At 73.6% G+C, this 24242-nt stretch carries 19 protein-coding genes; 9 read left to right on the plus strand and 10 right to left on the minus strand.

Annotation, left to right across the window (positions count from 1 at the left end; genetic code table 11):
• Nucleotides 1–12 precede the first annotated feature (12 nt).
• Nucleotides 13–972 carry a TerC family protein gene (locus QFW77_RS06575; RefSeq protein ID WP_280573608.1) on the minus strand — a complete coding sequence of 320 codons (960 nt, stop codon included), beginning with the start codon at nucleotides 970–972 and terminating at the stop codon, nucleotides 13–15.
• A gap of 244 nt (nucleotides 973–1216) precedes the next feature.
• Between QFW77_RS06575 and QFW77_RS06580 the strand changes: the two genes are divergently transcribed.
• Entirely contained in the window at nucleotides 1217–2401 is a 1185-nt protein-coding gene (locus QFW77_RS06580) for a class I SAM-dependent rRNA methyltransferase (protein WP_280573610.1), read from the plus strand.
• Nucleotides 2398–4533 carry a gluconolaconase gene (locus tag QFW77_RS06585; protein WP_280573612.1) on the plus strand — a complete coding sequence of 712 codons (2136 nt, stop codon included), beginning with the start codon at nucleotides 2398–2400 and terminating at the stop codon, nucleotides 4531–4533. The genes QFW77_RS06580 and QFW77_RS06585 overlap by 4 nt, the downstream gene beginning before the upstream one ends.
• A 99-nt stretch (nucleotides 4534–4632) precedes the next feature.
• On the opposite strand, the gene QFW77_RS06590 is transcribed toward QFW77_RS06585, so the two are convergent.
• The gene (locus QFW77_RS06590) at nucleotides 4633–5640 is read right to left on the minus strand and encodes a DMT family transporter (RefSeq protein WP_280573614.1); all 1008 of its coding nucleotides are present in this window, start codon (nucleotides 5638–5640) and stop codon (nucleotides 4633–4635) included.
• 90 nt (nucleotides 5641–5730) lie between these two features.
• Between QFW77_RS06590 and QFW77_RS06595 the strand changes: the two genes are divergently transcribed.
• On the plus strand, nucleotides 5731–6693 hold the full coding sequence (locus QFW77_RS06595) for a LysR family transcriptional regulator (protein ID WP_280573616.1): 963 nt from the start codon (nucleotides 5731–5733) through the stop codon (nucleotides 6691–6693).
• Nucleotides 6694–6717: 24 nt separating this feature from the next.
• On the opposite strand, the gene QFW77_RS06600 is transcribed toward QFW77_RS06595, so the two are convergent.
• Nucleotides 6718–7206, minus strand: a complete 489-nt coding sequence (locus QFW77_RS06600; RefSeq protein WP_280573618.1) for an Lrp/AsnC family transcriptional regulator — start codon at nucleotides 7204–7206, stop codon at nucleotides 6718–6720.
• A gap of 346 nt (nucleotides 7207–7552) precedes the next feature.
• On the opposite strand from QFW77_RS06600, the gene QFW77_RS06605 reads away from it, so the two are divergent.
• The 5 genes from QFW77_RS06605 to QFW77_RS06625 are packed head-to-tail and all read left to right on the plus strand — an operon-like array spanning nucleotide 7553 to nucleotide 14984.
• A complete protein-coding gene (locus QFW77_RS06605) occupies nucleotides 7553–9793 on the plus strand; it encodes a TonB-dependent receptor (protein WP_280573622.1) in 2241 nt (746 codons plus the stop codon).
• 47 nt (nucleotides 9794–9840) lie between these two features.
• Entirely contained in the window at nucleotides 9841–11253 is a 1413-nt protein-coding gene (locus tag QFW77_RS06610) for an amidase family protein (RefSeq protein ID WP_280573623.1), read from the plus strand.
• Nucleotides 11253–11900 (plus strand): FMN-binding negative transcriptional regulator, encoded by a 648-nt coding sequence (locus tag QFW77_RS06615; RefSeq protein WP_280573625.1) that lies wholly within the window; start codon nucleotides 11253–11255, stop codon nucleotides 11898–11900. The genes QFW77_RS06610 and QFW77_RS06615 overlap by 1 nt, the downstream gene beginning before the upstream one ends.
• Nucleotides 11897–12925: an alpha/beta hydrolase gene (locus QFW77_RS06620; protein WP_280573627.1), complete on the plus strand. Its 1029-nt coding sequence runs from the start codon at nucleotides 11897–11899 to the stop codon at nucleotides 12923–12925. Before QFW77_RS06615 ends, QFW77_RS06620 begins: the two co-directional genes overlap by 4 nt.
• On the plus strand, nucleotides 12915–14984 hold the full coding sequence (locus QFW77_RS06625) for a S9 family peptidase (protein ID WP_280573628.1): 2070 nt from the start codon (nucleotides 12915–12917) through the stop codon (nucleotides 14982–14984). Before QFW77_RS06620 ends, QFW77_RS06625 begins: the two co-directional genes overlap by 11 nt.
• Here the strand turns inward: QFW77_RS06625 and QFW77_RS06630 are convergent.
• The 6 genes from QFW77_RS06630 to QFW77_RS06655 all read right to left on the minus strand — a co-directional run bounded on the left by QFW77_RS06630 (nucleotide 14981) and on the right by QFW77_RS06655 (nucleotide 22133).
• Nucleotides 14981–15550 carry a DinB family protein gene (locus QFW77_RS06630; protein WP_280573629.1) on the minus strand — a complete coding sequence of 190 codons (570 nt, stop codon included), beginning with the start codon at nucleotides 15548–15550 and terminating at the stop codon, nucleotides 14981–14983. The genes QFW77_RS06625 and QFW77_RS06630 overlap by 4 nt on opposite strands.
• Before the next feature lie 140 nt (nucleotides 15551–15690).
• Complete coding sequence (locus QFW77_RS06635) at nucleotides 15691–16659, minus strand: N-acetylglucosamine kinase (RefSeq protein WP_280573631.1); 969 nt, start codon at nucleotides 16657–16659, stop codon at nucleotides 15691–15693.
• Nucleotides 16656–17831 carry an SIS domain-containing protein gene (locus tag QFW77_RS06640; RefSeq protein ID WP_280573634.1) on the minus strand — a complete coding sequence of 392 codons (1176 nt, stop codon included), beginning with the start codon at nucleotides 17829–17831 and terminating at the stop codon, nucleotides 16656–16658. The genes QFW77_RS06635 and QFW77_RS06640 overlap by 4 nt, the downstream gene beginning before the upstream one ends.
• Nucleotides 17818–19107 (minus strand): D-tagatose-bisphosphate aldolase, class II, non-catalytic subunit, encoded by a 1290-nt coding sequence (locus tag QFW77_RS06645; RefSeq protein ID WP_280573635.1) that lies wholly within the window; start codon nucleotides 19105–19107, stop codon nucleotides 17818–17820. The genes QFW77_RS06640 and QFW77_RS06645 overlap by 14 nt, the downstream gene beginning before the upstream one ends.
• 15 nt (nucleotides 19108–19122) lie before the next feature.
• Entirely contained in the window at nucleotides 19123–20040 is a 918-nt protein-coding gene (locus QFW77_RS06650; RefSeq protein ID WP_280573636.1) for an EamA family transporter, read from the minus strand.
• A complete protein-coding gene (locus QFW77_RS06655) occupies nucleotides 20037–22133 on the minus strand; it encodes a glycoside hydrolase family 36 protein (RefSeq protein ID WP_280573637.1) in 2097 nt (698 codons plus the stop codon). The genes QFW77_RS06650 and QFW77_RS06655 overlap by 4 nt, the downstream gene beginning before the upstream one ends.
• Before the next feature lie 111 nt (nucleotides 22134–22244).
• Between QFW77_RS06655 and QFW77_RS06660 the strand changes: the two genes are divergently transcribed.
• On the plus strand, nucleotides 22245–23375 hold the full coding sequence (locus QFW77_RS06660) for an amidohydrolase family protein (protein WP_280573639.1): 1131 nt from the start codon (nucleotides 22245–22247) through the stop codon (nucleotides 23373–23375).
• A gap of 4 nt (nucleotides 23376–23379) precedes the next feature.
• On the opposite strand, the gene agaR is transcribed toward QFW77_RS06660, so the two are convergent.
• A complete protein-coding gene (gene agaR, locus QFW77_RS06665; protein ID WP_280573640.1) occupies nucleotides 23380–24156 on the minus strand; it encodes a transcriptional repressor AgaR in 777 nt (258 codons plus the stop codon).
• Nucleotides 24157–24242 lie beyond the last annotated feature (86 nt).

The following is a 24242-nucleotide window of genomic DNA, read 5'->3' on the forward strand; positions in this document are numbered from 1 at the left end:
CGGTGCCCGGCCTCAGTGCCCGGCCGCCGGTCGCGCCGGCCGCGCCAGGCTCAGGGCCACGGTGATCGCCAGGATCACCGCCACCACGCCCAGCGACCACAGCACCGGAATCTTGTAGAGGTCGATCAGCAGCATCTTCGCGCCGATGAACACCAGCACCACCGCCAGGCCGTAGGGCAGCAGGTGGAAGCGCTCGGCCATGCCCGCCAGCAGGAAGAACATCGCGCGCAGGCCCAGCACCGCGAACACGTTCGAGGTCAGCACGATGAACGGGTCGGTGGTGATGGCGAAGATCGCCGGGATCGAATCGACCGCGAAGATCACGTCGGTGATGCCGATCATCACCAGCACGATGAACAGCGGGGTGAACTTGCGCCGGCGGCCGCCGCCCAGCCACAGAGCGCTGCCGTAGTAGCGGCGCACGAACGGCACGTGCCCGGTCAGCCAGCGCAGCACCGGGTTGTTCTCCAGGTCCGGTTCCTTGCCGGCCGCGAACCACATCTTCACGCCGGTCAGCAGCAGGAATGCGCCGAACACGTACAGCATCCAGTGGAAGTTCGCGATCAGCGCGGCGCCGGCGAAGATCAGGATCGCGCGCAGCACGATCGCCAGCAGGATGCCGATCACCAGCACCCGCTGGCGCTGCTCCTCGGGCACCGCGAAGTAGGTCATCAGCATCAGGAACACGAAGATGTTGTCGACCGCCAGCGCCTTCTCGACCAGGTAGCCGGTGAGGAACTCCAGTCCGACGCGGCGTGCCTCGTCCGGCCCGGCGTCCTGGCCCACGTACCACCACAGCGCGGCGTTGAACGCCAGCGCCAGGGCCACCCAGCCCAGGCTCCACCACGCCGCTTCCTTGAACGTGACCTTGTGCGCGCCGCCGTGGCGCATCAGCACCAGGTCGACCATGAGCGCGAGCAGGACCAGGCCGGAGAAGCCGGCCCACAGCCAGAGGTTGCCGATCGTTTCCATCGAGGATTCCGGGCGAAAGGTGGAGGACGGCCGCGGGCGCGGGCGGCGCGGAGTCCATGCACGGAATCCGGGAACGCACCTTCGCCGACGCGGCGAAGGTCTTGCTCACAGCCCGGTGTGGGCTGCCGCGGGACCGGAGCATGACTGCTCGAAATGACGGCCGGCGCGCTGGGAGCTACTCCCCTTCGGCGCGCATTCTGGCGGCGCGCGCCCCGCGCCGTCAACCGGGCGATACACTGGCGCGATGACCGACGCCCTGCCCACCATCCGCCTGCGCAACGCCTGGCGGTCGAACCACCCCTGGCTCTTCCAGAAGCTGGTGGACAAGCCCACGCCCCGGCCGAAGCCGGGCAGCATCGTCGACATCGTCGGCCAGGACGGGGTCTGGATCGGCCGCGGCTTCTACAACGGCCATTCGCGGATCGCGGTGCGGATCCTGGAGCGCGACCCGGACGTGCCGGTCGACGCCGCCTGGTTCGCCGCGAAGATCGCCGAAGCGGTGCGGCTGCGCCGCGAGATCCTGCGCCTTGGCGAGGTCTCCGACGCCTGGCGCGTGGTCCACAGCGAAGGCGACGGGCTCAGCGGGCTGGTGGTCGACCGCTACGCCGACCTGCTGGTGGTCGAGTACTTCAGCGCCGGCATGTACCGGCACCGCGAATGGATCAACGAGGCGCTGCGCGCGCAGTTCCCCGGCTGCCGCTTCTACGGCTTCGCCGACGAGCACGTGCAGAAGCAGGAGAGCTTCGACTGCCGGCCGTTCAGCAGCGAAGGCACCGGCACCGTCGCGCCGGCGGTCATCGCCGAACACGGGGTGCGCTTCCGCGCCGATCCCGCCGGCGCCCACAAGACCGGCTTCTTCGCCGACCAGCGCGACAACCGCCAGTGGTTCGGGCAGCAGGCCGCCGGGCGCCGGGTGCTGGACCTGTGCTGCAACACCGGCGGCTTCGGCATCTACGCCGCGGTGCACGGCGCCAGCGAGGTGACCGGCGTCGACATCGACCAGGACGTGCTCGACATCGCCCGCGGCAACGCCAAGCTCAACGACGTGCGCCCGCGCTGGGTGCAGGCGGACATCTTCCCGTGGCTGCGCGACGCCGCCGCCGCCGGCCAGCGCTACGACGCGGTGGTGCTGGACCCGGCCAAGATGACCCGCGACCGCGACCAGGTGATCCCGGCGCTGAAGAAGTACCTCGACATGAACAAGCTGGCGCTGGGCGTGGTGGCGCCGGGCGGTCTGTTCGCCACCTTCTCCTGCACCGGGCTGGTCAGCGAGGAACAGTTCCTCGACATGCTGCGCCGCGCCGCGTTCTACGCCGGGCGCACCCTGCAGGTGCTGAAGGTGTCCGGCGCGGGCGCCGACCACCCGTTCCTGGCCGACGTGCAGGAGTCGCGCTACCTGAAGGCGGCGTTCTGCCGCGTGCTGGATTGAGCCGACGCCGGGCGCCGCGCCGCTGGGCGCGGCGCGCACTGGCCGGGGCCGCGGCGCTGCTGGCGCTGGCGCTGGCGGCGACCTTCCTCCTGCCTCCGGACGAGCCGGCCCCCGCCCCCGGCCCCACCCCCACCTCGTTCGGCTGGCAGGCGCGCGTCACGCTGCTCGCCGGCGACGGCCAGCGCGGCCTGCGCGATGGCGGCCCGGCGCGTGCGCGCTTCGACGAGCCCTGGGGACTGGTGCGCGGGCCGGACGGCAGCCTGTTCGTGGCCGACGGCGGCGAGGCCAACCGCATCCGCCGGATCGCGCCCGACGGCCGGGTGCTGCCCTTCGCCGGCGGCAGCGAGGGTTTCGCCGACGGCCGTGGCGCGGCGGCGGCCTTCCATACCCCGTCCGCGCTCGCGGTGGATGCGGTGGGCAATCTGTACGTGGCCGACACCGGCAACCACGCGATCCGGCGAATCACGCCGGACGGCCAGGTGAGCACGCTGGCCGGCGACGGCACGGCCGGGTTCCGCGACGGCGCGGCGGCGCAGGCGCGCTTCCATGCGCCGATGGGGGTGGCGGTGGACGCGGCCGGACGGGTCTTCGTCGCCGACACCTGGAACGACCGGATCCGCCTGATCGAGCCCGACGGACAGGTGCGCACCATCGCCGGCGGCGACCGGCCCGGATTCCGCAACGGCTGGGGCGCGAACGCGCGCTTCGATACGCCGGCGGCGCTCGCCGTGGCCGGGGACGGCACCGTGTGGATCGCCGACACCGGCAACCGTGCGGTGCGGCGCATCGACCCGGATGGCGCCGTCGACACCTGGCGGCCTGCGCCATGGGAGTGGCGGGAAGACGAGCGCGACGGTTTCGGCCGCCCGCTGGCGCTCGCGGTCACCCATGACGGGCATCTCTACGTCGCCGAGCTCTCGCCGGGCCGGGTGCTGCAGCTGACCGGCGACGGCCGCAGCCGGGTGCTGGCCGGCGGCGGGGCCGGGCCCTGGTTCGCTCGGCCCTCGGCGCTGTGGCTGGAGCCGGACGGCAGCCTGCTGCTGGCCGATGCCGCGGGCCACCGCCTGCACCGGCTGGCGCCACGGGCCGGCGGCGCCGCCGACGGTCCCGTGGGTCCGGCGCCCGGGCGCGCATTGCCCGAGACCGGCGAGCGCTGGCCGCTGGCGCCACAGGACGGCTGGCACGAGGTCGTCGGCACGCTCGGCGAGGTGCGCGGCAACTTCCGCGGCGAGCGCCGCAGCCACCTGCACAACGGCCTGGACATCCGCGGCGCCGTGGGGGCCCGGGTGCTGGCCATCGCCGACGCCAAGGTCGCCTCCCCGCTGGCCGCGTGGAGCTTCGGCGGCCAGGCCGAGGGCTTCGCGGTCGACGAACTGGCCTATGTGCACATGCGGGCCGGGCGCACGCCGCAGGGGCGCAATCTAGATCCGGAGAAGTTCCAGATCCTCGACGGCGACGACGGCCACCCGCAGCGGGTGCGGGTGCCGCGCGGCACCCGTTTCGCCGCCGGCGACGCGCTGGGCACGGTCAACGCGCAGGCGCACGTGCACCTGATCGTCGGCCCCTACGGCTACCAGCACAACGCGATCCGGCTGGGCCTGCGCAATTTCGTCGACAGCGTGCCGCCGCGGATCGACGGCGTGTTCCTGCTCGACGAGCGCGACCAGCCGCTCGACCGGCGCGAGGACGGGCGCGTGCTGGTGCCGCAGGACCGCGGCGGGGTGCAGATCGTGGTCGATGCCTGGGACCAGGTGAACGGCAACCTCGCCCGCCGCCGGCTCGGGCTGCACCGCGTCGGCTACCAGATCCTCGCGGCAGACGGCAGCATGCTGCCGGGCCGGGCGGCGCCGGCGATGAACCTGGACTTCTCGCGCATGCCCGCGCATCCGGATGCGGTCAAGGTCGCGTACGCCGCCAACAGCGGCATCACCGTGCACGGCGCCGCCCGCACCCGGTTCCTGTACGTGGCCAGCAATCGCGTGCGCGCCGACGACCTGGCGGTGTCGCATTGGCAGCCCGCCGAGCTGCCGCCGGGCGACTACATCATCCGCGCCTTCGGCGAGGACCACGGCGGCAACCAGGCCGTCGGCAGCCGCGACCTGCCGGTGACGGTGTTCGCCTCGATGCCGTAGCGGCACTATCAGCCCCGGCCGCGACCACACGCTGTCCAGCCGGACGAGGTCGGCGCCGTCGTGCAGGGCGGCGAACCGTTCCTGGCCGGCGGAGTCGCGCTATCTGAAGGCCGCGCTCTGCCGAGTGCTGGACGAGCGCAGCTGCGGCCAGCTCGGCGAGTGCAGTCCGAGCCGGTCGCCTCGAGGGGATGATCCACGAGCGGGAACCGGATGCCCCGCCGTCGCGGGCGCCGCCGCGGCAGGACGGTTGCCGATCGCGATGCCGGCGAACACCAGTGCCAGTGCCGGCCAGAACAGCGTGCCGAGCGCGTCGCCGAACACCAGCGCGCTCGCGGCCACGCCGGTCAGCGCGATCACGTAGCCGATCTGGCTGAAGGCGGCGGCGCCGGCGACGCGCTGCAGGGTCGAGGCGGCGAGGCTGCCGGCGATGGCGATCGTCACCAGCGCGGCCAGCAGCGGCCACAGCGGCAGCAGTTCGGCGCTTCCTGCGGCGGGCCGGGCCAAGAACAGCGGCAACAGCAGCAGCCCCTGGACCAGCAGGGTGCCGGTCGCCGCTGCGGGCGCGGGCAGGCGGTCCGGCCAGCGGCGCGAACGGTAGACATTGCCGACCGCGAGCAGCACCGGCACGCCGAGCGCCAACGCGAGTGCCAGGCCCTGTTCGGGGCCGACCGCCTGCGCGCGCGGCACCAGCACCAGCAGCACCCCGGCCAGACCGAGGCCGATCCCGAACGTGGTGGTCGCTGTCGGCAAGCGGCGATCGAGGGTGGCGCTGACGAGCGTGGTGAACAGCGGCGACAGCGTCACCACCACGGTGAAGATGCCGGCCGGGATGCGCGCCAGCACCCACTGCCCGAGCAGCGGTCCGGCGGCGATGCCGATCAACGCCGAGATCAGCAGGTAGCGCCAGGTGTCGCGGCGGAACGGCAGTGTGCCGCCGCCGAGCTTGAGCGCGATGCCGAGGAACAGGCCGGCGCCGCCGACCTGGACCAGTGCGATCGCCGCCGGATTGGCCCCGGCGTCGAGCAGCAGTTTGGCGACGACGAAGCCGCTGCCGATCAGGCCGCCGGCGGCGAGGGTGAGGGCGAAGCGTTGTGCGATGGCGTTCATGGAAGCGCTCCGGTGGGCGGGGGTGCGGTTCCAAGGTAGCGAGGCGGCCGACGCGGATAACCGGCCCGGGAGTGGCTAGACTGTTTCCCCATGTCAACAATCCCGCAGGCGCGACTGCCCACCCCCGACCTGCCCGGCCTGCTCGCCTTCGTACGCGTGGCGGAGCTGGGCAGCTTCGTGCGTGCGGCCGACGCGCTGGGTCTGTCGAAGGCCGCGGTCAGCAAGCAGGTCTCCGCGCTCGAGCGGCGGCTTGGCGCGCGCCTGCTGCACCGGACCACGCGCAGGCTCAGCCTGACCGAGGCGGGCCAGCTCTACCTGCAGCACGCGCAGAGCGCGTTCGCCGAGGCGCGCGCGGCCGAGGACGCGGTCGCCGGCAGCCAGCGCGAGCCGCAGGGCCGACTGCGGGTGACGGTGCCGATGACCTTCGGCCTGCTGCACGTCGCTCCGCATGCCGCCGCGTTCCTGGCCCGCCATCCCGCGGTCTCCCTGGACCTGCAGTTCGACGACCGCCAGCTCGACCCGGTGCAGGCGGGTTTCGACCTGGCGATCCGTGTCGGCCGGCTGCTGGATTCGAGCCTGGTCGCCCGCCGCATCGCGCGCAGCCGGGTGCTGCTGTGCGCGGCGCCGGCCTATCTCGAGCGCGCCGGCCGGCCGCTGCGCCCGGACGAGCTGGGCGGGCACGACTGCCTGCACTTCAGTCTCGCAGCGAGCGGCCGCACCTGGGAATTCGAGCGCGCCGGGGAAACGGTGCGCGTGGCCCTGGGCGCGCGCCTGGATGCGAACTCGAGCCTGGCGTTGAAGGCCGCCGCCATCGCCGGCGCCGGCATCGCCCGCATTCCGGCCTTCGCCGTCGCCGACGCGCTGGCGGGCGGGGAACTGGAGCGGGTGCTGCCGGAGTGGAGCCTGCCCGGCCTCGACGTACACGCGGTGATGCCGGCACGGCGCCAGGTGCCGGCGAAGACGCGGGCGTTCGTCGACTTCATGGCCGAGGCCTGGCGGGCGTCGCCGGGGTGGCGGCGGCCGCCCGCCGCCGCGGCGATGCGCCGCCGCTGATCGCGCCGGTCGTCGGGGGCGCGCTCAGGCGCGAGTGGGCTTGGATGCCAGCGGGTAGCCGCTGAACGGCTTGACCTCGTCCATCAGGAAGTGCGAGACGATCTTCTCCACGCCGTAGTCGCCGCCGAGCAGGATCCGGGCGATGTCCTTCCACTCGTGCACGTCGTTGACGATCACCCGCAGCATGTAGTCGTAGGCGCCGCTCACCCGCGAGGCCTCCACCACCTCGGGCATCGCCAGGATCCGCTGGTCGAAGGCGCTGAAACCGTCCAGCGCGTGGTCCTTGAACGACACCTGCGCCAGCACGATCGTCGCCGAGCGGATCCGGTCCACCGCCACGTGCGCGCGATAGCCGTTGATCAGGCCCCGCGCCTCCAGCGCGCGCACCCGGCTCAGGCAGGCGCTGGGCGACAGCGCCACCTTGTCGGCGAGCGCCTGGTTGGTGATGCGCGCGTCCTGCTGCAGCACGTTGAGGATCTTCAGGTCGGTGCGGTCGAGGCTGCGGGGCGGCATCGGGGTCCGGAGCGGGTGGCGGCCCCCCGAGTCTAGGCCTTCGCGGCGGCCCTGGCGCCGCTGCAACGCGGTTCCCCGCCGCAGATCCTGTGGAATTGCAACCCGCGCACCGGACATCCTGCGTTATTTGGCCCGCGCAGGCGCAGGACCGCACCCCGCGCCCGGCCGCAAAGCGCGTGAGCGCAACGCTTTACCGGCATCGCGGCGCGCGCCGGCGGTGGTGGACAGGGTGGCGCCGGTCATCTCTGATGAAAACAGCGAGGCGTCCCTGCACCGGTGGTCCTCGCCCCGGCCGCAGTCCTCCCAGCTCCGCAGTGCCGCCTGCCGCAACCAGGGGAACCGAACCATGAAGACACCCGCCGTCCACCCGCTCAGTTTCGCGGTCTGCTGCTGCCTGGGCCTGCTCTCCGCAGCGCCGGCGATGGCGCAGTCCGCTGCCGCCGCCGCGGATGCCGCCGATCCGGTGACCCTCGATCGGATCGTGGTCACTGCCGGCAAGCGCGAGGAATCGGTACGCGAGGTCTCCGGCTCGGTGTCAGCCGTGACCGGCCAGCAGCTGCGCGAGAGCGGCGCCCAGGGCCTGGCCGACTACGTGCAGCGCACCCCGGGCGTGGTCTTCAACAGCTACCAGCCGGGGGTCTCGCACGTGGTGGTGCGCGGCATCGCCACCAGCGCCGGCAACGTGCAGGGCCAGACCACCACCGGGTACTTCCTCAACGACGTGCCGCTGACCGAACCCGGCTGGACCATCGCCGTGCCGGACATCGACACCTTCGACCTCAACCGGGTGGAGGTGCTGCGCGGGCCGCAGGGCACGCTGTTCGGCTCCGCCTCGATGGGCGGCGCGATCAACTACATCGCCAACACCGCCGATGCCGGCGGCTTCGACGCCGCGCTGGAGAGCACGCTCAGCAAGACCCGCAACGCCGATCTCGGCGCCAGCGGCAAGGCGATGGTGAACCTGCCGCTGGCCGAGGACGTGTTCGCGGTGCGCGCGGTGGTCAACTACCGCGACGACCCGGGCTACATCGACAACGTCGGGACCGGGGTCGACGGCAGCAACGACGCCAGCGTCGGCGGCGGCCGGCTGTCGGCGGTGCTCAGCCCGGGCGAGGCCACCACGCTGTCCTGGCTCAGCCTGTTCCAGCAGATCGATTCGGACGACAACGCGTACCGGATGCCCGCGCTCGGCGACCTGGTCCGCGACACCGCGATCCCCGAGTACACCCAGACCGACATCACCGTGCACAGCCTGCGCCTGGACCACGACTTCGGCTGGGCCGGGTTCACCGCGCTGGCCGCCTGGCAGGACAAGTCGCAGGACTGGCGCTTCGACTTCACGCCCTATCGCGCGGCCTACAACGCCGACCTCGGCCTCGACCTGAGCGAGCCCCTGTACATCAATTCGGGCGGCGACAGCGAGGGCCGCAGCATCGAGCTGCGCCTGGCCTCGCCCTCCGGCCAGCGCTTCGAGTGGCTGGTGGGCGCGATGCTGTTCGACACCGAGAAGGCGCTGTTCGAGCAGCTCGGCGCGGCCGGCGCCGCCGGCGCGTTCGACCGCTCGCCGCTGTACGGCCCCGGCAGCGGCGCGGCGATCGCCCCGGACGGCGAGATCTTCAATGCCTTCTACACCGATCTGGACGGCCGCGAGCGGGCGGTGTTCGGCGAGGCCTCGCTGCACTTCGCTTCCAGCTGGAAGCTCACCCTCGGCGGGCGCGCGTTCCGCACCGAGGTCGAGGAGACCTCGACCGAAGCCGGCTTCGGGACCTATCCGGGGGCGCCGCGCGTGTCCACCTCGCGCACCGAGGAGAGCGGCTTCAATCCCAAGGCGGCGCTCACCTGGACCCCGCGCGAGGACCTGATGGTCTACGGCCTGGTCTCCGAGGGCTTCCGCTTCGGCACGCCCAACACCCCGGGCCTGAGCGCATACCCGATTCCCGACGGCTCCGGCAGCGACGAACTGACCAACTACGAGCTCGGCGTGCGCACCGCCTGGCTGGACAACCGGCTGCTGCTCGACGCCACCGCGTTCTACGTCGACTGGAGCGACATCCAGCTGCGGCTGCAGACGCCGGACAACTTCAACTACGCCGCCAACGGCGGCCAGGCCAGCAGCCGTGGCATCGAGATGGCGGCGGCATGGCGGCCCAACGCGACGTTCGACCTGCACAGCGCGGTGACCTGGCAGCAGGCGCGGCTGGAGGAGGATCTGTTCATCCTCTGGTACGGCACCGCGCCGGAAGGCGCGCGGCTGCCGGGCTCGGCGGACTGGTCGGTGAGCAACACCGCGACCTGGCGCTTCGCCGGGCGCTGGTATCCGACCCTGATGCTCGCCCACCAGTACCTGTCCGAGGGCATCAGCGATCTCAACTCGGCGGTGCCGGGCGTGGTGCCGAACGAGCAGGGCGACTACCACCTGGTCGACCTGCGCCTGCGCATGAGCTTCGGCAACACCGACGTCACCCTGTTCGGCAGCAACCTGTTCGACGAGCGCGGGGTGACCCGCACGGTGCCGGAGGCCAACGGCCTCGGCCAGGGCATCGTCCGCCCGCGCACCTTCGGCGTGACCGCCCACTGGCGGTTCTGAGCATGGCGGCATCTCGGGGTGCTGAGCCGCAGGCGCCGCACGGCGGCGTGCCGCACGAACGCGCGCTGGCGCTGGGCCGGCTGGACGCCCACGCCCAGGCCGCATGCGTGCGCGCCGGCGAACTGGCGGCGGCGGAGCTGGTGGAGGCGGCGATCGTGCGCGCGCAGCTGCTCGATCCGTCGCTGGGCGCGCTCAGCCACCGCGCCTTCGCCGCCGCCCGCGCCGCCGCCGCGGCGCTGCCGCCGGACGCGCCGTTCGCCGGGGTGCCGTGGCTGGCCAAGGATTCGCTGGCGATGCCGGGCATGCCCACCCGCGGCGGCTCGCGCAGCGTCGGCGATGCGGCCGCGGCCGCGGCGCCCGAGTTCGCGCGCCGGCTCGGCGCGCAGGGGCTGGTGGCGATCGGCAAGAGCGCGATGCCCGAGTTCGGCCTGCTGCCCTCGACCGAACCGCTGTCGGGACCGGTGACCCGCAACCCCTGGTCGCCGGCGCACTCGCCCGGCGGCTCCAGCGGCGGCGCCGCCGCGGCGGTGGCCGCCGGCCTCGTGCCGCTGGCCCACGGCAGCGATGGCGCCGGCTCGATCCGCATGCCCGCCGCCTGCTGCGGCGTGGTCGGGCTCAAGCCGGGGCGCGGCGGCGTGGTCCGTGCGCGCGCGCCGCACCTGCTCGAGGACCTGCTGGTCGGGGATGGATTGCTGGCGCGGAGCGTGCGCGACGCGGCCTGGGCGTTCGCCACGTGCCGGCCGGTGCCCTCGGCGCCGATCTCCGGGCCGGCAGCGCGGCGGCTGCGCATCGGCGTGTCGACGCTGGGCCTGGGCGGCGTGACGCCGCATCCGGAGGTGGCGCAGGCGGTGTCGCGCGCCGCAGCGCTGTGCGCCGGGCTGGGCCACAGCGTGGAGGAAACGCGCCTGCCGGTGCACGTCGGCGAAGCCGGCGAGGCCCTGCGCACGCTGTGGTCGCAGCTGGCCGCCGACGGCGTCGAGCGTACTGTCGCGCGCATCGGTGCGGCGGAAGCGACGCGTACGCTCGAACCCTGGACGCAGCAGCTGGCAAGCTGGCACCGCACGCACTGCGACACCGGCGCGGTGGAGCGCGCGTTCGCGGTGCTGGGCACGCTGCCGGCGGCGTTCGCCGCTTTTCACCGCGACTGGGACGTGCTGCTGACCCCGGTGGTGCGGACCCCGCCGCCGCCGCTCGGCACCCTGGCCCCGGACCGCCCCTTCGCGGCGCTGCTGGAGGCGGTATTCGACTGGATGGCGTACACCCCGCTGCAGAACCTGGCCGGCACCCCGGCGATCTCGCTGCCGCTGGCCGCCGGCGCCGGAGGCCTGCCGCTGGGCGTGCAGTTCGCCGCCGACCGCGGCGGCGAGGAGACGCTGCTGGCGCTGGCCTGCGAGCTGGAGGCCGCCGCGCCCTGGCACGGGCGCTGGCCGCCGGCCGCGACGCCGAAGGGGGCGGACTGATGGGACACGCCCGCGACCCGCGCTACGGCGCACGCTCGCAGGCCGACCTGATCGAGCTGCTGGCGGCGCAGCCGCTGGCGTGGCTGGTCTCGCCCGGCGGCGCCGATGCGGCGTTCACGCCGCTGCCGCTGCGCGCCGAGCGCGGCCGCGACGGCGCACTCGTGGCGCTGCGCGGGCACCTGGCGCGGCGCAATCCGCACCTGGCGCGGCTGCGCCGGGATCCGCAGGCGCACGCGCTGCTGCTCGGCCCGCAGGCCTACGTCTCGCCGCGCTGGCTCGACGACCGCACCCAGGCGCCGACCTGGAACTACGCCGCCGCGGCGTTCGCGCTGCGCGTGTCCCTGAGCGAGGCGCCGGACGACATCGCCGCCGAGCTGCAGGCGCTGGTGGCGCAGATGGAGGCCGGCCATGCCGACGCCTGGCACCTGGAAGAGATGGGCGCGCGCTATGCCCGGCTCGCCAGCGGCGTGACCGCGCTGCGCGGCGAGATCGTCGAGGTGCGCGCCACCTTCAAGCTCGGCCAGGACGAGGCCGAGCACGACTTCGGGCAGATCCTGCAGGGCCTGGCCGCCAACGGCGAGGATGCGCTGGTGCGCTGGATGCGCGCGTTCGACAGCCGCGGCGGCGCCGGGGATGCGCCCGCATGAGCACCGGCGACGACCGCCTCGACCCCGACGTGCGCCGCTTCACCGAAGCGGTGATGCGCGAATCGGCGCGGCTGCGCGGCGCCGGCGCGCGCGATCTGGCCGAAGCGCGGGCGATCGCGGAGCGGGTGCGCGCGCCGTGGCGCGCCGGCGGCCCGGCGATGGCCGTCACCCGCGAAGTCGAACTGGCCTGCGCGGTCGGCGCGCTCCGCCTGCGCCTGTACCTGCCCGCGGCGCCGGCGCGGCCGCTGCCGGTCCTGCTCTACCTGCACGGCGGCGGCTGGTGCATGTTCAGCATCGACACCCACGACCGGTTGATGCGCGAGTACGCCGCGGCCGCCGGCATCGCGGTGCTCGGCGTCGACTATGCGCTGGCGCCCGAGCACCGGTTCCCGGTGGCCCTGGAGCAGATCGGCGAAGCGCTCGCATGGCTGCGCGCCTCCGCGCCCGCGTTCGGCATCGACCCGCTGCGCATCGCCCTCGGCGGCGACTCGGTCGGCGCCAACATGGCGCTGGCAACGGCGCTGCGCCAGCGCGATGCCGGCACCTCCGCCGGCCTGCGCGCGCTGCTGCTCAACTATGGCGGCTACGACCCGGTGATGCCGGCAGGCGACCGCGCGCTGCTGGGCGCCGAGGGCGCGATGCTGACCGCCGCGGAAATGGACGGCTACTGGCACGACTACCTCGGTCCGCACGATCCGGCACGCGTGCCCGCGCTGGCCGCGCCGCTGCGCGCCGCGCTGCACGGGCTGCCGCCGGCGCTGCTGGTCGCCGCCGAACGCGATCTGCTGTACGGCCAGAGCGTCGAGCTGGCGCGCCGCCTGTGGGCAGCGGGCGGTACCGCCGCGCTGCGCGCCTATGCCGGCGCCGCGCACAGCTTCCTGGAGGCGATGTCGGTCGCGCCGCTGGCGCGCCGCGCGATCGCCGAGAGTGCAGACTGGCTGCGTGGGCGGCTGTTCGCGGGGGACGAGGAAGATGGAGGCAGCGATCCGGCGCAGGCCGGCGAATCGCCGGAAGATGCGCGATGAGCGCGGCGCGGCGCGGATGACGGGCGCACCACCGCCCCCGCAGCGGCGTCGGCTGGCGCGGTGGGCGCTGCCGCTGCTGATCGCCTGCGGGTCGGCGTCGGCCGCGGCGTTCGACGCCGCCGACCTGGTCGCCCTGCGCCAGGTGACCGGCCCGCGTTTCGACCCCGCCGGCCACCGCCTGGCCTGGGTGGTGGCGACGCCGCAGCCCGAGGGCCGGCCGCCGCGCCAGCGGATCTGGCGACGCGTCCTCGCCGCCGGCGCGCAGCCGCGCGAACTGCCCGCCCCCGCGGAGGCCAGCGACCACGCCCCGGCCTGGTCGCCGCGCGGCGATGCGCTGGCGTTCCTGTCCGATCGCCGGCGCGGCGAAGCCGCAGCGGTCGCCGGCGACGCCCCGCCGCCGACGGTGCAGGTCTGGCGCGTGGCCGCCGATGGCGATGCCGCGGCCGCGCTGACCGCGGCCCCGGGCGGCGTGACCGGCTTCGCCTGGTCCCCCGACGGCCGGCGCCTGGCGTATCTGGCCACCGAGCCGGAGCCGCCGGCCGCGCGGCTGCGGCGCGAGCGCCGCGACGATCCGGTCGAGGTGCATCGCGCCGGCCGCAGCGCGCGCCTGTGGCTGCAGGATCCGGCCGAACCCGGCGCCGCACCGCGCGCGCTGACCGCGCCCGGCCTGCAGGTGCACGACCTGGCCTGGTCGCCCGACGGCCGGCGCCTGGCGCTGCGCATCTCCGACCGCCCCGGCCTCAACGACTACTGGTATCGCTCGCGCATCGTCCTGGTCGATGCCGCCGACGGCCGCCACCTGCGCACCCTGCACCCGCGCGCGTCCGCGACCCCGCCGCAGTGGTCGCCGGACGGGCGGCGGCTGCTCTACGGCGTGCTCGGCGCGCACGGCATGACCGCGCAGGCGGTGGTCCACGACCTCGACCGCGACACCCGCGTCGCGCTGGCCCCGGACTGGCCCGGCACGCTGTGGCGGGCGCAGTGGGACGGCCGCGGCGGACTGGTGGGCCAGGGCCTGCGCGGGGTCCGCGCGCGCTTCCTCCGCATCGATGCCCAGACCGGCGCGTGGCGCGAATTCGCCGACGCCCAGGCCGCCGCGCCGGAGTTCGATCTCGCGCCCGACGGCCGCATCGCCTTCGTCGGCATGGGCGATGCGCGCCCCGGCGACGTCTGGCTGCTCGACGGCACCGCCCGCCAAGCGCTGAGCGACCACAACCCGCAGGTCGCCGGCTGGGCGCGCGGGCAGCTTCGCGAACTGTCGTGGCGCAGTTCGCGCGATGGCCGCCAGATCCACGGCGTGCTGGTCCTGCCGCCGGGGTGGCGCGCCGGGGACGGTCCGCTGCCGACCCTGGTGCAGATCCACGGCGGCCCCGCGTGGGCGTGGTGGTCCGGCTGGCTGGGCTCCTGGCACGAATGGGCGCAGCTTCTGGCCGCGCACGGCTACGCGGTGCTGCTGCCCAACCCGCGCGGTTCCGAGGGGCAGGGGCCGGAGTTCGCGCGGCTGGCGCGCGCCGACTGGGGCGGCGGCGACTTCCAGGACGTGCTCGACGGGCTCGACCTGGTGGTCGGCGAGGGCATCGCCGACCCGGAGCGGGTGGCGATCGGCGGCTGGAGCTACGGCGGGTACCTGGCGGCCTGGGCGGTCGCGCACAGCGGGCGGTTCCGCACCGCGATCGTCGGCGCCGGCGTGACCGACATCGGTGCGATGGCGCTGACCACCGACACCCCCGACTACCTGCCCGGCTATTTCGGCGACCCGCTGGCCGCGCGCGCCGTGTACGACCGCCACTCGCCGATCCGCCACGCCGGCCGCATCGGCGTGCCGGTGCTGATCCTGCACGGCGAGGAGGACGCCCGGGTGCCGCTGTCGCAGGGCGAGATGCTGTACGGCGCGCTGCGCTTCAACGGCACTGCGGTGGAGATGGTGCGCTATCCGCGCGAACCGCACTGGTTCCGCGAGCGCGAGCACCAGCGCGACGTGCTCGAGCGGGTGCTGGGCTGGCTCGACCGGCATCTCGCGGCCGCGCCCGCCGCACCGGTCGAGCGCGCACGGGACTAGTGCGGGTGGGTGCCGTCGCCCGCCGCCGGCGCGTCCGCCACCGGCAGCAGCGCCAGCAGGTCGGTCACGCCCATGTCCACGCCGGCCTGCGACAGCAGCGTGGTGACCTGGCCGCGGTGGTGGGTCTGGTGGTTGAACAGGTGCATCAGCAGGCCGAACGCCTCGCGCCCGAACGCCTTGCCGGCGGTGTTGCGGTAGCGCAGCGGCGCGGCCAGCGCGGCCTCGTCCAGGGCGCCGGCCCAGGCCTCGATCAGCGCGTCGACGCGCGCGCGCGCGTCGGCCAGCGCGTCCAGCCGGTCGAACAGCACGGCGTCCAGCGTCCGCGGCACCGGCATCGCCTCCAGCTGCGCCAGCAGCGGATGCGCGCCGGGCGCGGCGGCGAAGCGCCGCAGCCAGATCAGGTCGGCCACCAGCAGGTGGTTGAGGGTGCCCAGGATCGAGCCGAAGAACGCGCCGCGGTCGCGCGCCAGCTCCGCCGTCGGCAGCGTCGCCGCGGCGCGGTACAGGCGCTCGTTCATCCAGCGGTTGTAGCGCGCCATCAGCGCGACATGATCGGTTCGGGACACCGTGCGCTCCGTGGTCGGCGGCAACGCCGCGGGGCCGCCGGCGATGCCGGGCCCACGCGCCCGGAAAGCCTGCCCGATGCACCGGACCGATTGCAATCGCCGTGCGCGCGCCGCCGCGCCGCGCGTCCGGAGACCGGGCGCTAGCCGACGGCCCCGGCAGCGGCCCCGTGTGGCCGGTCGTGCGCGAGCTTCCTCGCATACAGTGCCGCGCCGTAGTGCGGCTGGTGCAGCGGCCGGCGCAGTTCGAACGCCGGACTGGCCGCGTGCAGGGCGGCGGCGAACGGCTGCAGCAGCAGCTCGCCGGCGGCGAAGGCGCCGCCGGAATACGACAGCGGAACGCTCTCGCGCGGCTCGAATTCCAATGCCGTGCGCAGCGAGGCCGCGATCGCGGCCAGTTCCTGCGCCGCCTGCCGGTAGATGCCCAGCGCGGCCGGATCGCCGGCCTGCGCCGCCTGCGCCACCAGCGGCGAGAGCTGGGCCAGTTCGCCGCGGGCGTAGTTCCGGGTGCCGTACACGTGCGCGCAGATGTCCAGGTCGTGCCCGAGCCCCAGCGCCTCCCTGAAGATGGCGTGCAGCGGGCCCTTCGCCAGCCGCCCGTCGCTCATGCGCGAGAACGCGTTCAGGCCCTGGATGGCGATCCAGTAGGCCGAACCCTCGTCGGAGAAGGCCTCGCCCCAGCCGCCGGCGCGGGCCGAGCGCCCCTGTCGCTGCCCGTAGCCGATCGAGCCGGTGCCGGCGACGATGTTGACGCCGTCCGCGCAGCCGAGCGAACCGGCCCATCCGCAGACCATGTCGTTGTCGCAGGCGTAGCGTTCGTGGCCGAGGATCGCGGCGGGCATCGCATCCAGCAACGGGGTGATGCGGCTGTCCTCGCCATGGGCGGGCAGGCCGAAGAACGCATGTGCCACCTCGGCCGGCCGCGCGCCCGCCTGCGCGAGCACCCGCTCCACGCCGCACGCGAGGATCTCGCGCACGCCGTCGAGCCCGGCATGCGGGTGGTAGGTGGTGCCCAGCCGCGCCTCGGCGAGCAGCCGGGCCTCGCCGTCGATCAGCGCGAAACGGGTCTTCGTTCCGCCGCCGTCCACGCCGAGGAAGCGCGCGCCGGTCATGCGCCCGGTGCGTACAGCCGGACGCCCTGCACCACCCGGTTGACCAGGCCCTGCGCGTTCGGGTTGTCCGGCGACAGGCCGAGCGCGCGCGAGGCCTCGAACGCATAGAGCTGCGCGAGCACCACGAACGGCCACAGCAGGTCGACGTCGGCCGCGCCGGCCATGCCGGGGACCGCGATGGTGTCCGGCGCGGTGGCGTGCGGGCCGTCGGCGGCGCGCGGCTGGGCGGTCACTTCGACGACCCGCGCCGCGCACCCGTCCCGGCGCAATTCGTCGATCAGGTCGCGGTCGTAGCGTCGGGTGAGCGGGTCGTTCGACACGAACACAATCACCAGGGTCCGCGCGGTGATGAAGGTCTTGGGGCCGTGGCGGAACCCGAGCGGCGACTCGAAGCAGGTCGCCACGGCGCCGTTGCTGAGCTCGCCCAGCTTCAATGCCGCCTCGCGGGCCAGTCCCTGCAGCACGCCGCTGCCCAGGTAGGCCACGCGGTCGTAACCGGCCCCGGCCAGCGCGCCGAGCACGGCGTGGGCCTCGCTCATCGCGCGCCGTGTCGCCCGGGCGATCGGCCCGATCCTCGCGTCCATCGCCCCCGCCTCGCCCAGCGCCGCCAGCGTGGCGTACATCATGCAGCTGAAGCTGGAGGTCATGGCGAAGCTGGCGTCGTGGGTCTCCTCCGGCAGCTGCAGGGTCATCGCCGTGGCGACCGGGGCGCGGCACAGCGCGCCGGCCGGGTTGCAGGTCACCACCAGGTGGCGGACGTCGGCGACCAGCGACTCGGCCAGCTCCATCGCCGCGATGCTTTCCGGGCTGTTGCCGGAGCGGCCGAAGGACACCAGCAGCAGCGGCTGGCCGGGGTCGAGGTACAGGCCCGGTGCGCTGACGATGTCGGTGGTCGGCACCGCGTCCACGCGCGCGGCGAGGCTGCGGTCCAGCAGTGGCGCCAGGCACTGGCCGATGTAGGCCGAGGTGCCGGCGCCGGTGAGGATCACCCGCGCGCTCGGGTTCCCGGCCGCCGGCGCGACGAACGCCTGCAGCTGCGCGTGGAGCGCCGCCACCAGGGCGTGGGTGCGTTCGAGCATGCGCGGCTGCTGCGCGATCTCGCGCGCGGTCCAGAGGGCGCCGGCGGCGATCAGGTCGTGCTCGGGAATGCCGAGCGATTCAGTGGGGTTCATGGGGCTCACAGGCATCGTTGTAGTCGTCCAGGACCACGTCGACATGGGCCATCGCCAGCCGGAGCGGGTCGTTGGCCGCGCGTCCGCCGCGCAGCGCGCGCTGGGCGTGGGGCAGGTACTGGCCGATCAGCGAGATCGGCGGGGGGTCGGCGCGCAGGTTGTCGAACAGCCGCTGGCGCGCCTGTTCGATCGCCGGATCGGGCCAGTAGTAGCGCATGCGATCACTGAGGCTGTAGTCCAGATCGACCGCCAGCGCCCGGCCCTGGCCGTGGTAGTAGCGCTGCCAGTGGTCCGGTTGCGCGCGCATGCGCTCGCGCACCACCTCGCGCAGCCGCGCCTGCCGTGGCGGGTCGATCCATTCGCGCTCGATCGCGTCCAGCCCCCACAGCGCCTCGCGCAGCGCGAACGTCAGGCCCGGCCCGACCTTGAGAATGGCGAAGTGGTCGCGCACCAGCGCGGCGAGCGCCGCGCGGGTCTGGTAGTCGGTCGAATGCGCCTCGAACACCATCCCCGGCACCCGCTCGATGGCGCGGCTGAGCGGCGCCGCGGCCGCGGGCCGGTAATCGATCACCTCGTGATGATCGAACTCGACGCCGGGCTGCACCACCGACGCGATCACCCGCGGCCACGCGCCATCCAGCCCGGCGGCGGCGAACGCGTCGCGGTGCGCCTGGATCGTGGCCAACGCCGCTTCGGGCGTGGTCGGCGCCAGGCCTTCGATCGACTCGGTGGCGCCGCCGGGCACCGGCACCTCGGTGCCGATGACGTAGACCGGCGGCTCGCCGCCGGCCTGCGCATGGGCGGTTTCCGCCGCCCGGCACAGGCGCACCGCGCGGCGCACGATCTCGGCCTCGGGCAGCGGTTCGGGATCGCCGCTGCAGGCCATCGAGCAGTCCAGGTGGATCTTGCGGAAGCCAGCCGCCACGTACGCCGCGACCATCGCCTCGGCCTTGTCCATCGCCGCCTCGGCCGGCAGCCCGGTCCAAGGGTTGGGCCCGAGATGGTCGCCGCCCAGCACCAGCCGCGCGCGGTCGAAGCCGACCCGGTCGGCGATCGCGTGCACGAAGTCGACGAAGCCGGCCGGGGTCATGCCGGTGTAGCCGCCGTCCTGGTTGACCTGGTTGCAGGTCGCCTCGAACAGCAGCAACGGCCGGTCGTCCCGCTGCGCATGGCGCAGCGCGGCCTCGATGACGATGGGGTGCGCCGAGCAGATCGAGGTCACGCCGGTGGCGTGACCCTGGGTATGGCGCGCAACGAGGTCGAGCAGCACTTGCATCTGGGACGGGTCCGGTCAGGAGGGGACGGTCGCGCTGTCGCGCTCGGGCTCGCTCACCAGCAGCAGCGAGGCGACCAGGGCCAGGGCCAGGCCGACCATCTTGAGCGGCCCCGGCACCACGCTGGCGAACAGCAGCGCCAGCACCGCGGTGACCAGCGGTGCGCCGGCATTGGTCAGCGGCGCGACCACGATCGCCTTGCCGTGGCGGAACGCGTACACCAGGGTGAGGGCGCCGACGGCGTTGAGGAGCTGGATCGCCGCGGTCATCCACGGGCCGTCCAGGCCCAGGTTGATCGGCTGCGTCCAGTCGGTCATCGCCAGCGCCACCGGCGCCAGCAGCACCGCACCCAGCATCATGTAGAAGAAGATGCTCTCGGCGCGCACCGTGTGGTTCGCCAGGCGCATGAAATAGGCCTGCACCCCCCAGGCCGCCATGATCAGCAGCGACTGCAGGAACCAGCCCAGCCCACCGCCCGCGCCGCGGCCGAACGAGAGGTCCAGCAGCGGCAGCGCCACCAGCGCCAGGGCGATCCCCAGCGCGCCACGCCAGCCGGTGCGTTCGCGCAGCAGCAGGAAGGCCAGCGCGATGGTGACCACCGGCGACAGCGAGATGATCGGGAATACGAAGTACGCCGGGCCGATGGTCAGCGTGTGGAACAGCAGCATCTGCCCGCCCGCGCCGAGCAGGCCGATGGTCATGCCGAAGCCGACCGCCCGCGGCGAGCGGTCCAGCGCCCACCCGCCGCGCCACAGGATGTACAGCGCCGGGGGAATCATGGTCAGCGCCCACACGCCGTAGACCAGGGTCTCGGGGAAGCCGCGCTCGGCGGACAGCCCCGACAGCGCCCCCCACACCCCCCACAGCAGCACCGTGGTCAGGGCGTAGACCAGCCACGGGCGCCGGCTCGCGCCGGCAATGGCGACGGCGCTCATGCGGCCGCGGCCACGGGCGCCGCCTGCAGCAGCAGGAAGTCGGAGAACGCGACCTCGAGCGTGTTGCGCTCCGCATCCACGCTGCCCAGCTCGGTGTCGTCGAACAGGTTGCGGACCCGATAGCGCCCGGCGCCGAGCCCGCGCAGCTCCACCCTGCCCTGCCAGGCGTCCGCGTAGAAGGCGTAGTACATGGCGCCTTCGCGGGCGATCGCGTGCGCCTCCGGCCGGTCGAAGCCGATGTCGTACAGCGACCCCAGGTAGTCGCCCTTGGGCAGCATATGGCGGCGGTACAGCTCGACCCACTTGCGCCACAGCGCTTCCTTCTCCGGCGTCAGCACGTAGCCGCCCGGCGGCAGCGGCGCGGTGGGCGTCTGGGTATCCCGGGGCCAGGTGAACTTGGACGAGATCACCGCGCCGATGCCGACGCTGGAGGCGAAATCGGCGCCGCCATCGGACAGCTCGACGTGATCGCCGGCGTAGCTGCTGCGCTCGCCGATCAGCGCCTTGATGCTCTTGCCCTTGCTGCGCACCTGCCACGACGACAGCGGATCCGACGACGGGAACTGGTCGGTGGCCGGCAGGTTGTGGAAGGCGAACGCGGTCCCGCACGGGCACAGCTCGACCACCGCCTCGGGATTGGCCTCGCGCGCGGCGGCGTGGATCGCGTTCCAGAAGCCGGCCAGGCCCTCGAACGATTCGTTGGGGTGGGCGTGCCGGTGCGCCGGGTTGTGGCACGGCGCGACCGCGTTGAGGTGCTGGCCGTCGAGCTTGAGGCCCTCGAAGCCCCAGTCGCCGATGGCCTTCTTCACCAGCGCCACGTAGTAGTCGATGGTCGGCTGGTAGGCCGGGCACTGGGTCAGCGCGTTCCACCAGGTCACGGTCTGGAACGCGCCGTACTCGTCCAGCAGCAGCATGTCCACGTGCTCGTGCAGCACGTCGCTGCCCGGGTCGGCGGCCAGCGGCGCCAGCCACAGGCGCGGGCGCATGCCCTGCGCGCGCACCGCGCGGGTGAAGGCGCGCATGTCCTCGTCGCCGCGCGGGAACTTGCGCCGGTCGATGCGCCAGTCGCCCTCGTTGGTCTGCCAGCCGTCGTCCAGCACCGCCCATTCGAAGCCCAGTTCGCGCGCCTTGGGCAGCGTCGCCAGCACCTGCTCGACGGTGAAGTCGCGCTCGTAGCCCCAGGCGCACCAGACCGGCGCGAACGCCGACTCCGGCGCCAGCGGCGCGACCAGGCCCTCGGCGCGCATGAATTCGCGGTACCGCGCCAGCGGCGCGAAGTGGTCGCCGGCGTGGACGCACAACAGCACCCGGTCGGTCGTCAGGGTGCGGCCCGGCGCCAGCACCGCCGGTGCCCGCGATTCGACCGCGATGGCGGCACCGCCGGCGGTCTTGCGCACCGGCATGTCCAGCAGCCGGACCACCGGTTCGACATGGCCGACGGCCAGGCCCACGTCGCGCCGCCAGAGGTTGGCCACCGGCGTGCCGCCGCCGTAGTCGGAGGAATCCATGCCCAGGGTATTGCGCTGCTCGAAGCCCTCGCCGACCGGCTGCACCCAGTCGCGGCGGTCGGTGTGGGTGGCGCCGGAGTAGCTCCAGAAGCCGCCGGGGGCGTCGGCCAGTTCGTGGGCGGCGTTGCGCCAGCCGGCCACCTCCACCGCGGCCTCGCCCAGGTTGCGGTAGCGCACCTGCAGCACCGCCATCCCCGGGGCGCGGTCGAACAGCGACACCGCGACCTGCTTCTCGATCCCGCGCGTCGAGCGGCCGCTCACCAGCAGCTGGCGGCCCGGGCCATGGCGCGCATCGTCGAGCGCAACCTGCCGGGTGCCGGTGAACGCGAACGCCTCGGCGGCGTCGCCGGCCAGCAGCAGGCGCTCGCTGTCCTGGTACGGGGTCAGGCGCCGGCCGCGCGTGCCGATCCGGGTGCGCAGCTGCCGGTCGAAGGCGATCGAAATGACGCCGTCCTCCAGGCGCGCGTCGGCGAGCCTGCCGCCGCCCTGGGCGGCCCGCGCCGGCGCCAGCGCAGCCCAGGAGGCGGCGCCGACCATGCTGCCGGCCATCAATTTCAACAGGGTGCGGCGTTCAATCGGTGCCATGGTCGCCATCCGGTCGAGGTCGATCGGATTCTGCGCGAGCCGCGCCGGTTGATGCAAGCGTTTTGTTGCGATATGGTTTCAGTAAGTTTCGTTATCGAGCGGGGTAGCACGGTGCCCAGGATCCTGCAGCAGCTGCTCGCCGCAGCGGCGGCCCTCGGCCTCGCCGCCTGCACGACCACCGCGCCCGCCGCCAGCGCCGGTGCCGCGGCCGCGCCCTACACGATGGCCGATTTCCCGCGGGTGCGGAAATACGACGCCCACGTCCACGCCAACACCGCGGACCCCGCGTTCCTGGAACAGGCGCGCGCCGACGGCTTCGAGCTGATGTCGATCAACGTCGACTATCCCGACTTCCCGACCCTCGAGACGCAGCGTGCCGCCGCCCTCGCGCTGGCGGCGGCGGAGCCGTCGCGCTTCCACTGGGCGACCACCTTCGCGATGGAGGGGTTCGGCGAGCCGGGCTGGGCCGACGCGGTCGCGGCCGCGCTGGCCCGCGACGTCGCCCGCGGCGCGCGCGCGGTGAAGATCTGGAAGAACGTCGGTATGGTCGAGCGCGATGCCGGCGGGCGCCTGGTCATGCTCGACCACCCCGGACTGGCGCCGGTCGCCGAACGGATCCGCGCGCTGGGCGTGGCGCTGATCGGCCACCAGGGCGAGCCGCACAACTGCTGGCTGCCGCTGGAGCGGATGACCACCGAGAACGATCGCGAGTACTTCCGCAACCATCCCGAGTACCACATGTACCTGCACCCGGAACAGCCGGGCTACGAGGACCAGATCGCCGCCCGCGACCGCTTCGTCGCCGCGCACCCGCGGCTGCGTTTCGTCGGCGCGCACCTGGGCAGCCTGGAGTACGACGTCGATCGCCTGGCGGCGTTCCTGGACCGCTTTCCCGGCGCCACCGTCGACATGGCGGCGCGGATGAGCCAGGTGCAATACCAGTCCGTCCGTGACCGCGAGCGGGTGCGGGACTTCTTCATCCGCTACCAGGACCGGGTGCTCTACGGCACCGATCTCACGCTCGGCCCCGGCGCCGACCCGGAGGCGTTCAGGCGCCAGGCGCATGCGGTCTGGCGCGCCGACTGGCGCTACCTGGCCACCGCGCAAAGCCAGCGGGTGGAGACGATCGACGCCGACGTGCCGGGGCTGGCGCTGCCGCGCGCGGTGGTGGACAAGATCTACTACGCCAACGCGGCGCGGGTGTTCGCGCCGGCGGCGCCGCCCGGCGCGGCGGGCGGCTGAGGTGTCAGGCCAGCAACAGCTCGAAGCCGAGCTCCCGGCTGGCTTCGACGATCTCCTCCGGCGCGCCGGTGTCGGTGATCAGCGTGTCCATCGCGCTCACCGGGATGATCCGGTGCAGGCAGACCCTGCCGAACTTGGAGCTGTCGGTGATCGCCACCACGGCGCGCGCGGCTTCGACCATCTTCCGGTTGAGCAGCGCCTCGGGCTCGTAGTGGGTGGTGATGCCGCGCTCCAGATCGAACCCGTCCACGCCCAGGAACAGACGGTCCACGTGCAGTGCGCCCAGGGCCTCGACGGTCAGCCCGCCGTAGAAGGCCATGTTCTTGCGCCGCAGCTCGCCGCCGAGCATGACGATGTTGACGTTGGGCTTGGCTGTGAGCGCGCCGAGCACGCCGAAGTCGTTGGTCACCACGGTGACGTCGATGTCCGGCAGCGCCTCGGCCAGCTGGATCGAGGTGGTGCCCGAATCGATGGCGATGGTGTCGCCGGGCCTGACCAGGGTGGCCGCGCGCCGGCCGATGCGGCGCTTCTGGTCCAGGTTGACGGTGCGCTTGGCCTCGTAGGGCGGTTCGACCGCGCCGCCGACCACGCCGCTGTCGATCGCGCCGCCGTACGCCCGGGTCATCACCCCGCGCTCGGCCAGGTAGCGCAGGTCCTTGCGCACCGTCTGCATGCTCACACCGAAGCGCCGGGCCAGGGCGTCGACCTGGACGCTGCCCTGCTGGCGCACGAGTTCGCTGATCTGGAGACGGCGTTGGCTGGTGTCGCGGGTCGCTGCCATGGGGATGTCCTCGGGACCGCCGGAGTATGCCAAATTTCGTTGTGTTTCGCTATTGATGCAAAACGAAACCTGTAATACGCTCGATT

Source organism: Luteimonas endophytica (assembly GCF_029887875.1).
Taxonomy (GTDB): domain Bacteria; phylum Pseudomonadota; class Gammaproteobacteria; order Xanthomonadales; family Xanthomonadaceae; genus Luteimonas; species Luteimonas endophytica.

Coding starts and splice junctions, on each gene's coding strand:
- QFW77_RS06575 (WP_280573608.1), bottom strand. CDS start 972: ATGGAAACGATCGGCAACCTCTGGCTGTGGGCCGGCTTCTCCGGCCTG.
- QFW77_RS06650 (WP_280573636.1), bottom strand. CDS start 20,040: ATGAGCGCCGTCGCCATTGCCGGCGCGAGCCGGCGCCCGTGGCTGGTC.
- QFW77_RS06655 (WP_280573637.1), bottom strand. CDS start 22,133: ATGGCACCGATTGAACGCCGCACCCTGTTGAAATTGATGGCCGGCAGC.
- QFW77_RS06635 (WP_280573631.1), bottom strand. CDS start 16,659: ATGACCGGCGCGCGCTTCCTCGGCGTGGACGGCGGCGGAACGAAGACC.
- agaR (WP_280573640.1), bottom strand. CDS start 24,156: ATGGCAGCGACCCGCGACACCAGCCAACGCCGTCTCCAGATCAGCGAA.
- QFW77_RS06620 (WP_280573627.1), top strand. CDS start 11,897: ATGAGCACCGGCGACGACCGCCTCGACCCCGACGTGCGCCGCTTCACC.
- QFW77_RS06605 (WP_280573622.1), top strand. CDS start 7,553: ATGAAGACACCCGCCGTCCACCCGCTCAGTTTCGCGGTCTGCTGCTGC.
- QFW77_RS06595 (WP_280573616.1), top strand. CDS start 5,731: ATGTCAACAATCCCGCAGGCGCGACTGCCCACCCCCGACCTGCCCGGC.
- QFW77_RS06645 (WP_280573635.1), bottom strand. CDS start 19,107: ATGCAAGTGCTGCTCGACCTCGTTGCGCGCCATACCCAGGGTCACGCC.
- QFW77_RS06615 (WP_280573625.1), top strand. CDS start 11,253: ATGGGACACGCCCGCGACCCGCGCTACGGCGCACGCTCGCAGGCCGAC.
- QFW77_RS06625 (WP_280573628.1), top strand. CDS start 12,915: ATGCGCGATGAGCGCGGCGCGGCGCGGATGACGGGCGCACCACCGCCC.
- QFW77_RS06600 (WP_280573618.1), bottom strand. CDS start 7,206: ATGCCGCCCCGCAGCCTCGACCGCACCGACCTGAAGATCCTCAACGTG.
- QFW77_RS06640 (WP_280573634.1), bottom strand. CDS start 17,831: ATGAACCCCACTGAATCGCTCGGCATTCCCGAGCACGACCTGATCGCC.
- QFW77_RS06590 (WP_280573614.1), bottom strand. CDS start 5,640: ATGAACGCCATCGCACAACGCTTCGCCCTCACCCTCGCCGCCGGCGGC.
- QFW77_RS06580 (WP_280573610.1), top strand. CDS start 1,217: ATGACCGACGCCCTGCCCACCATCCGCCTGCGCAACGCCTGGCGGTCG.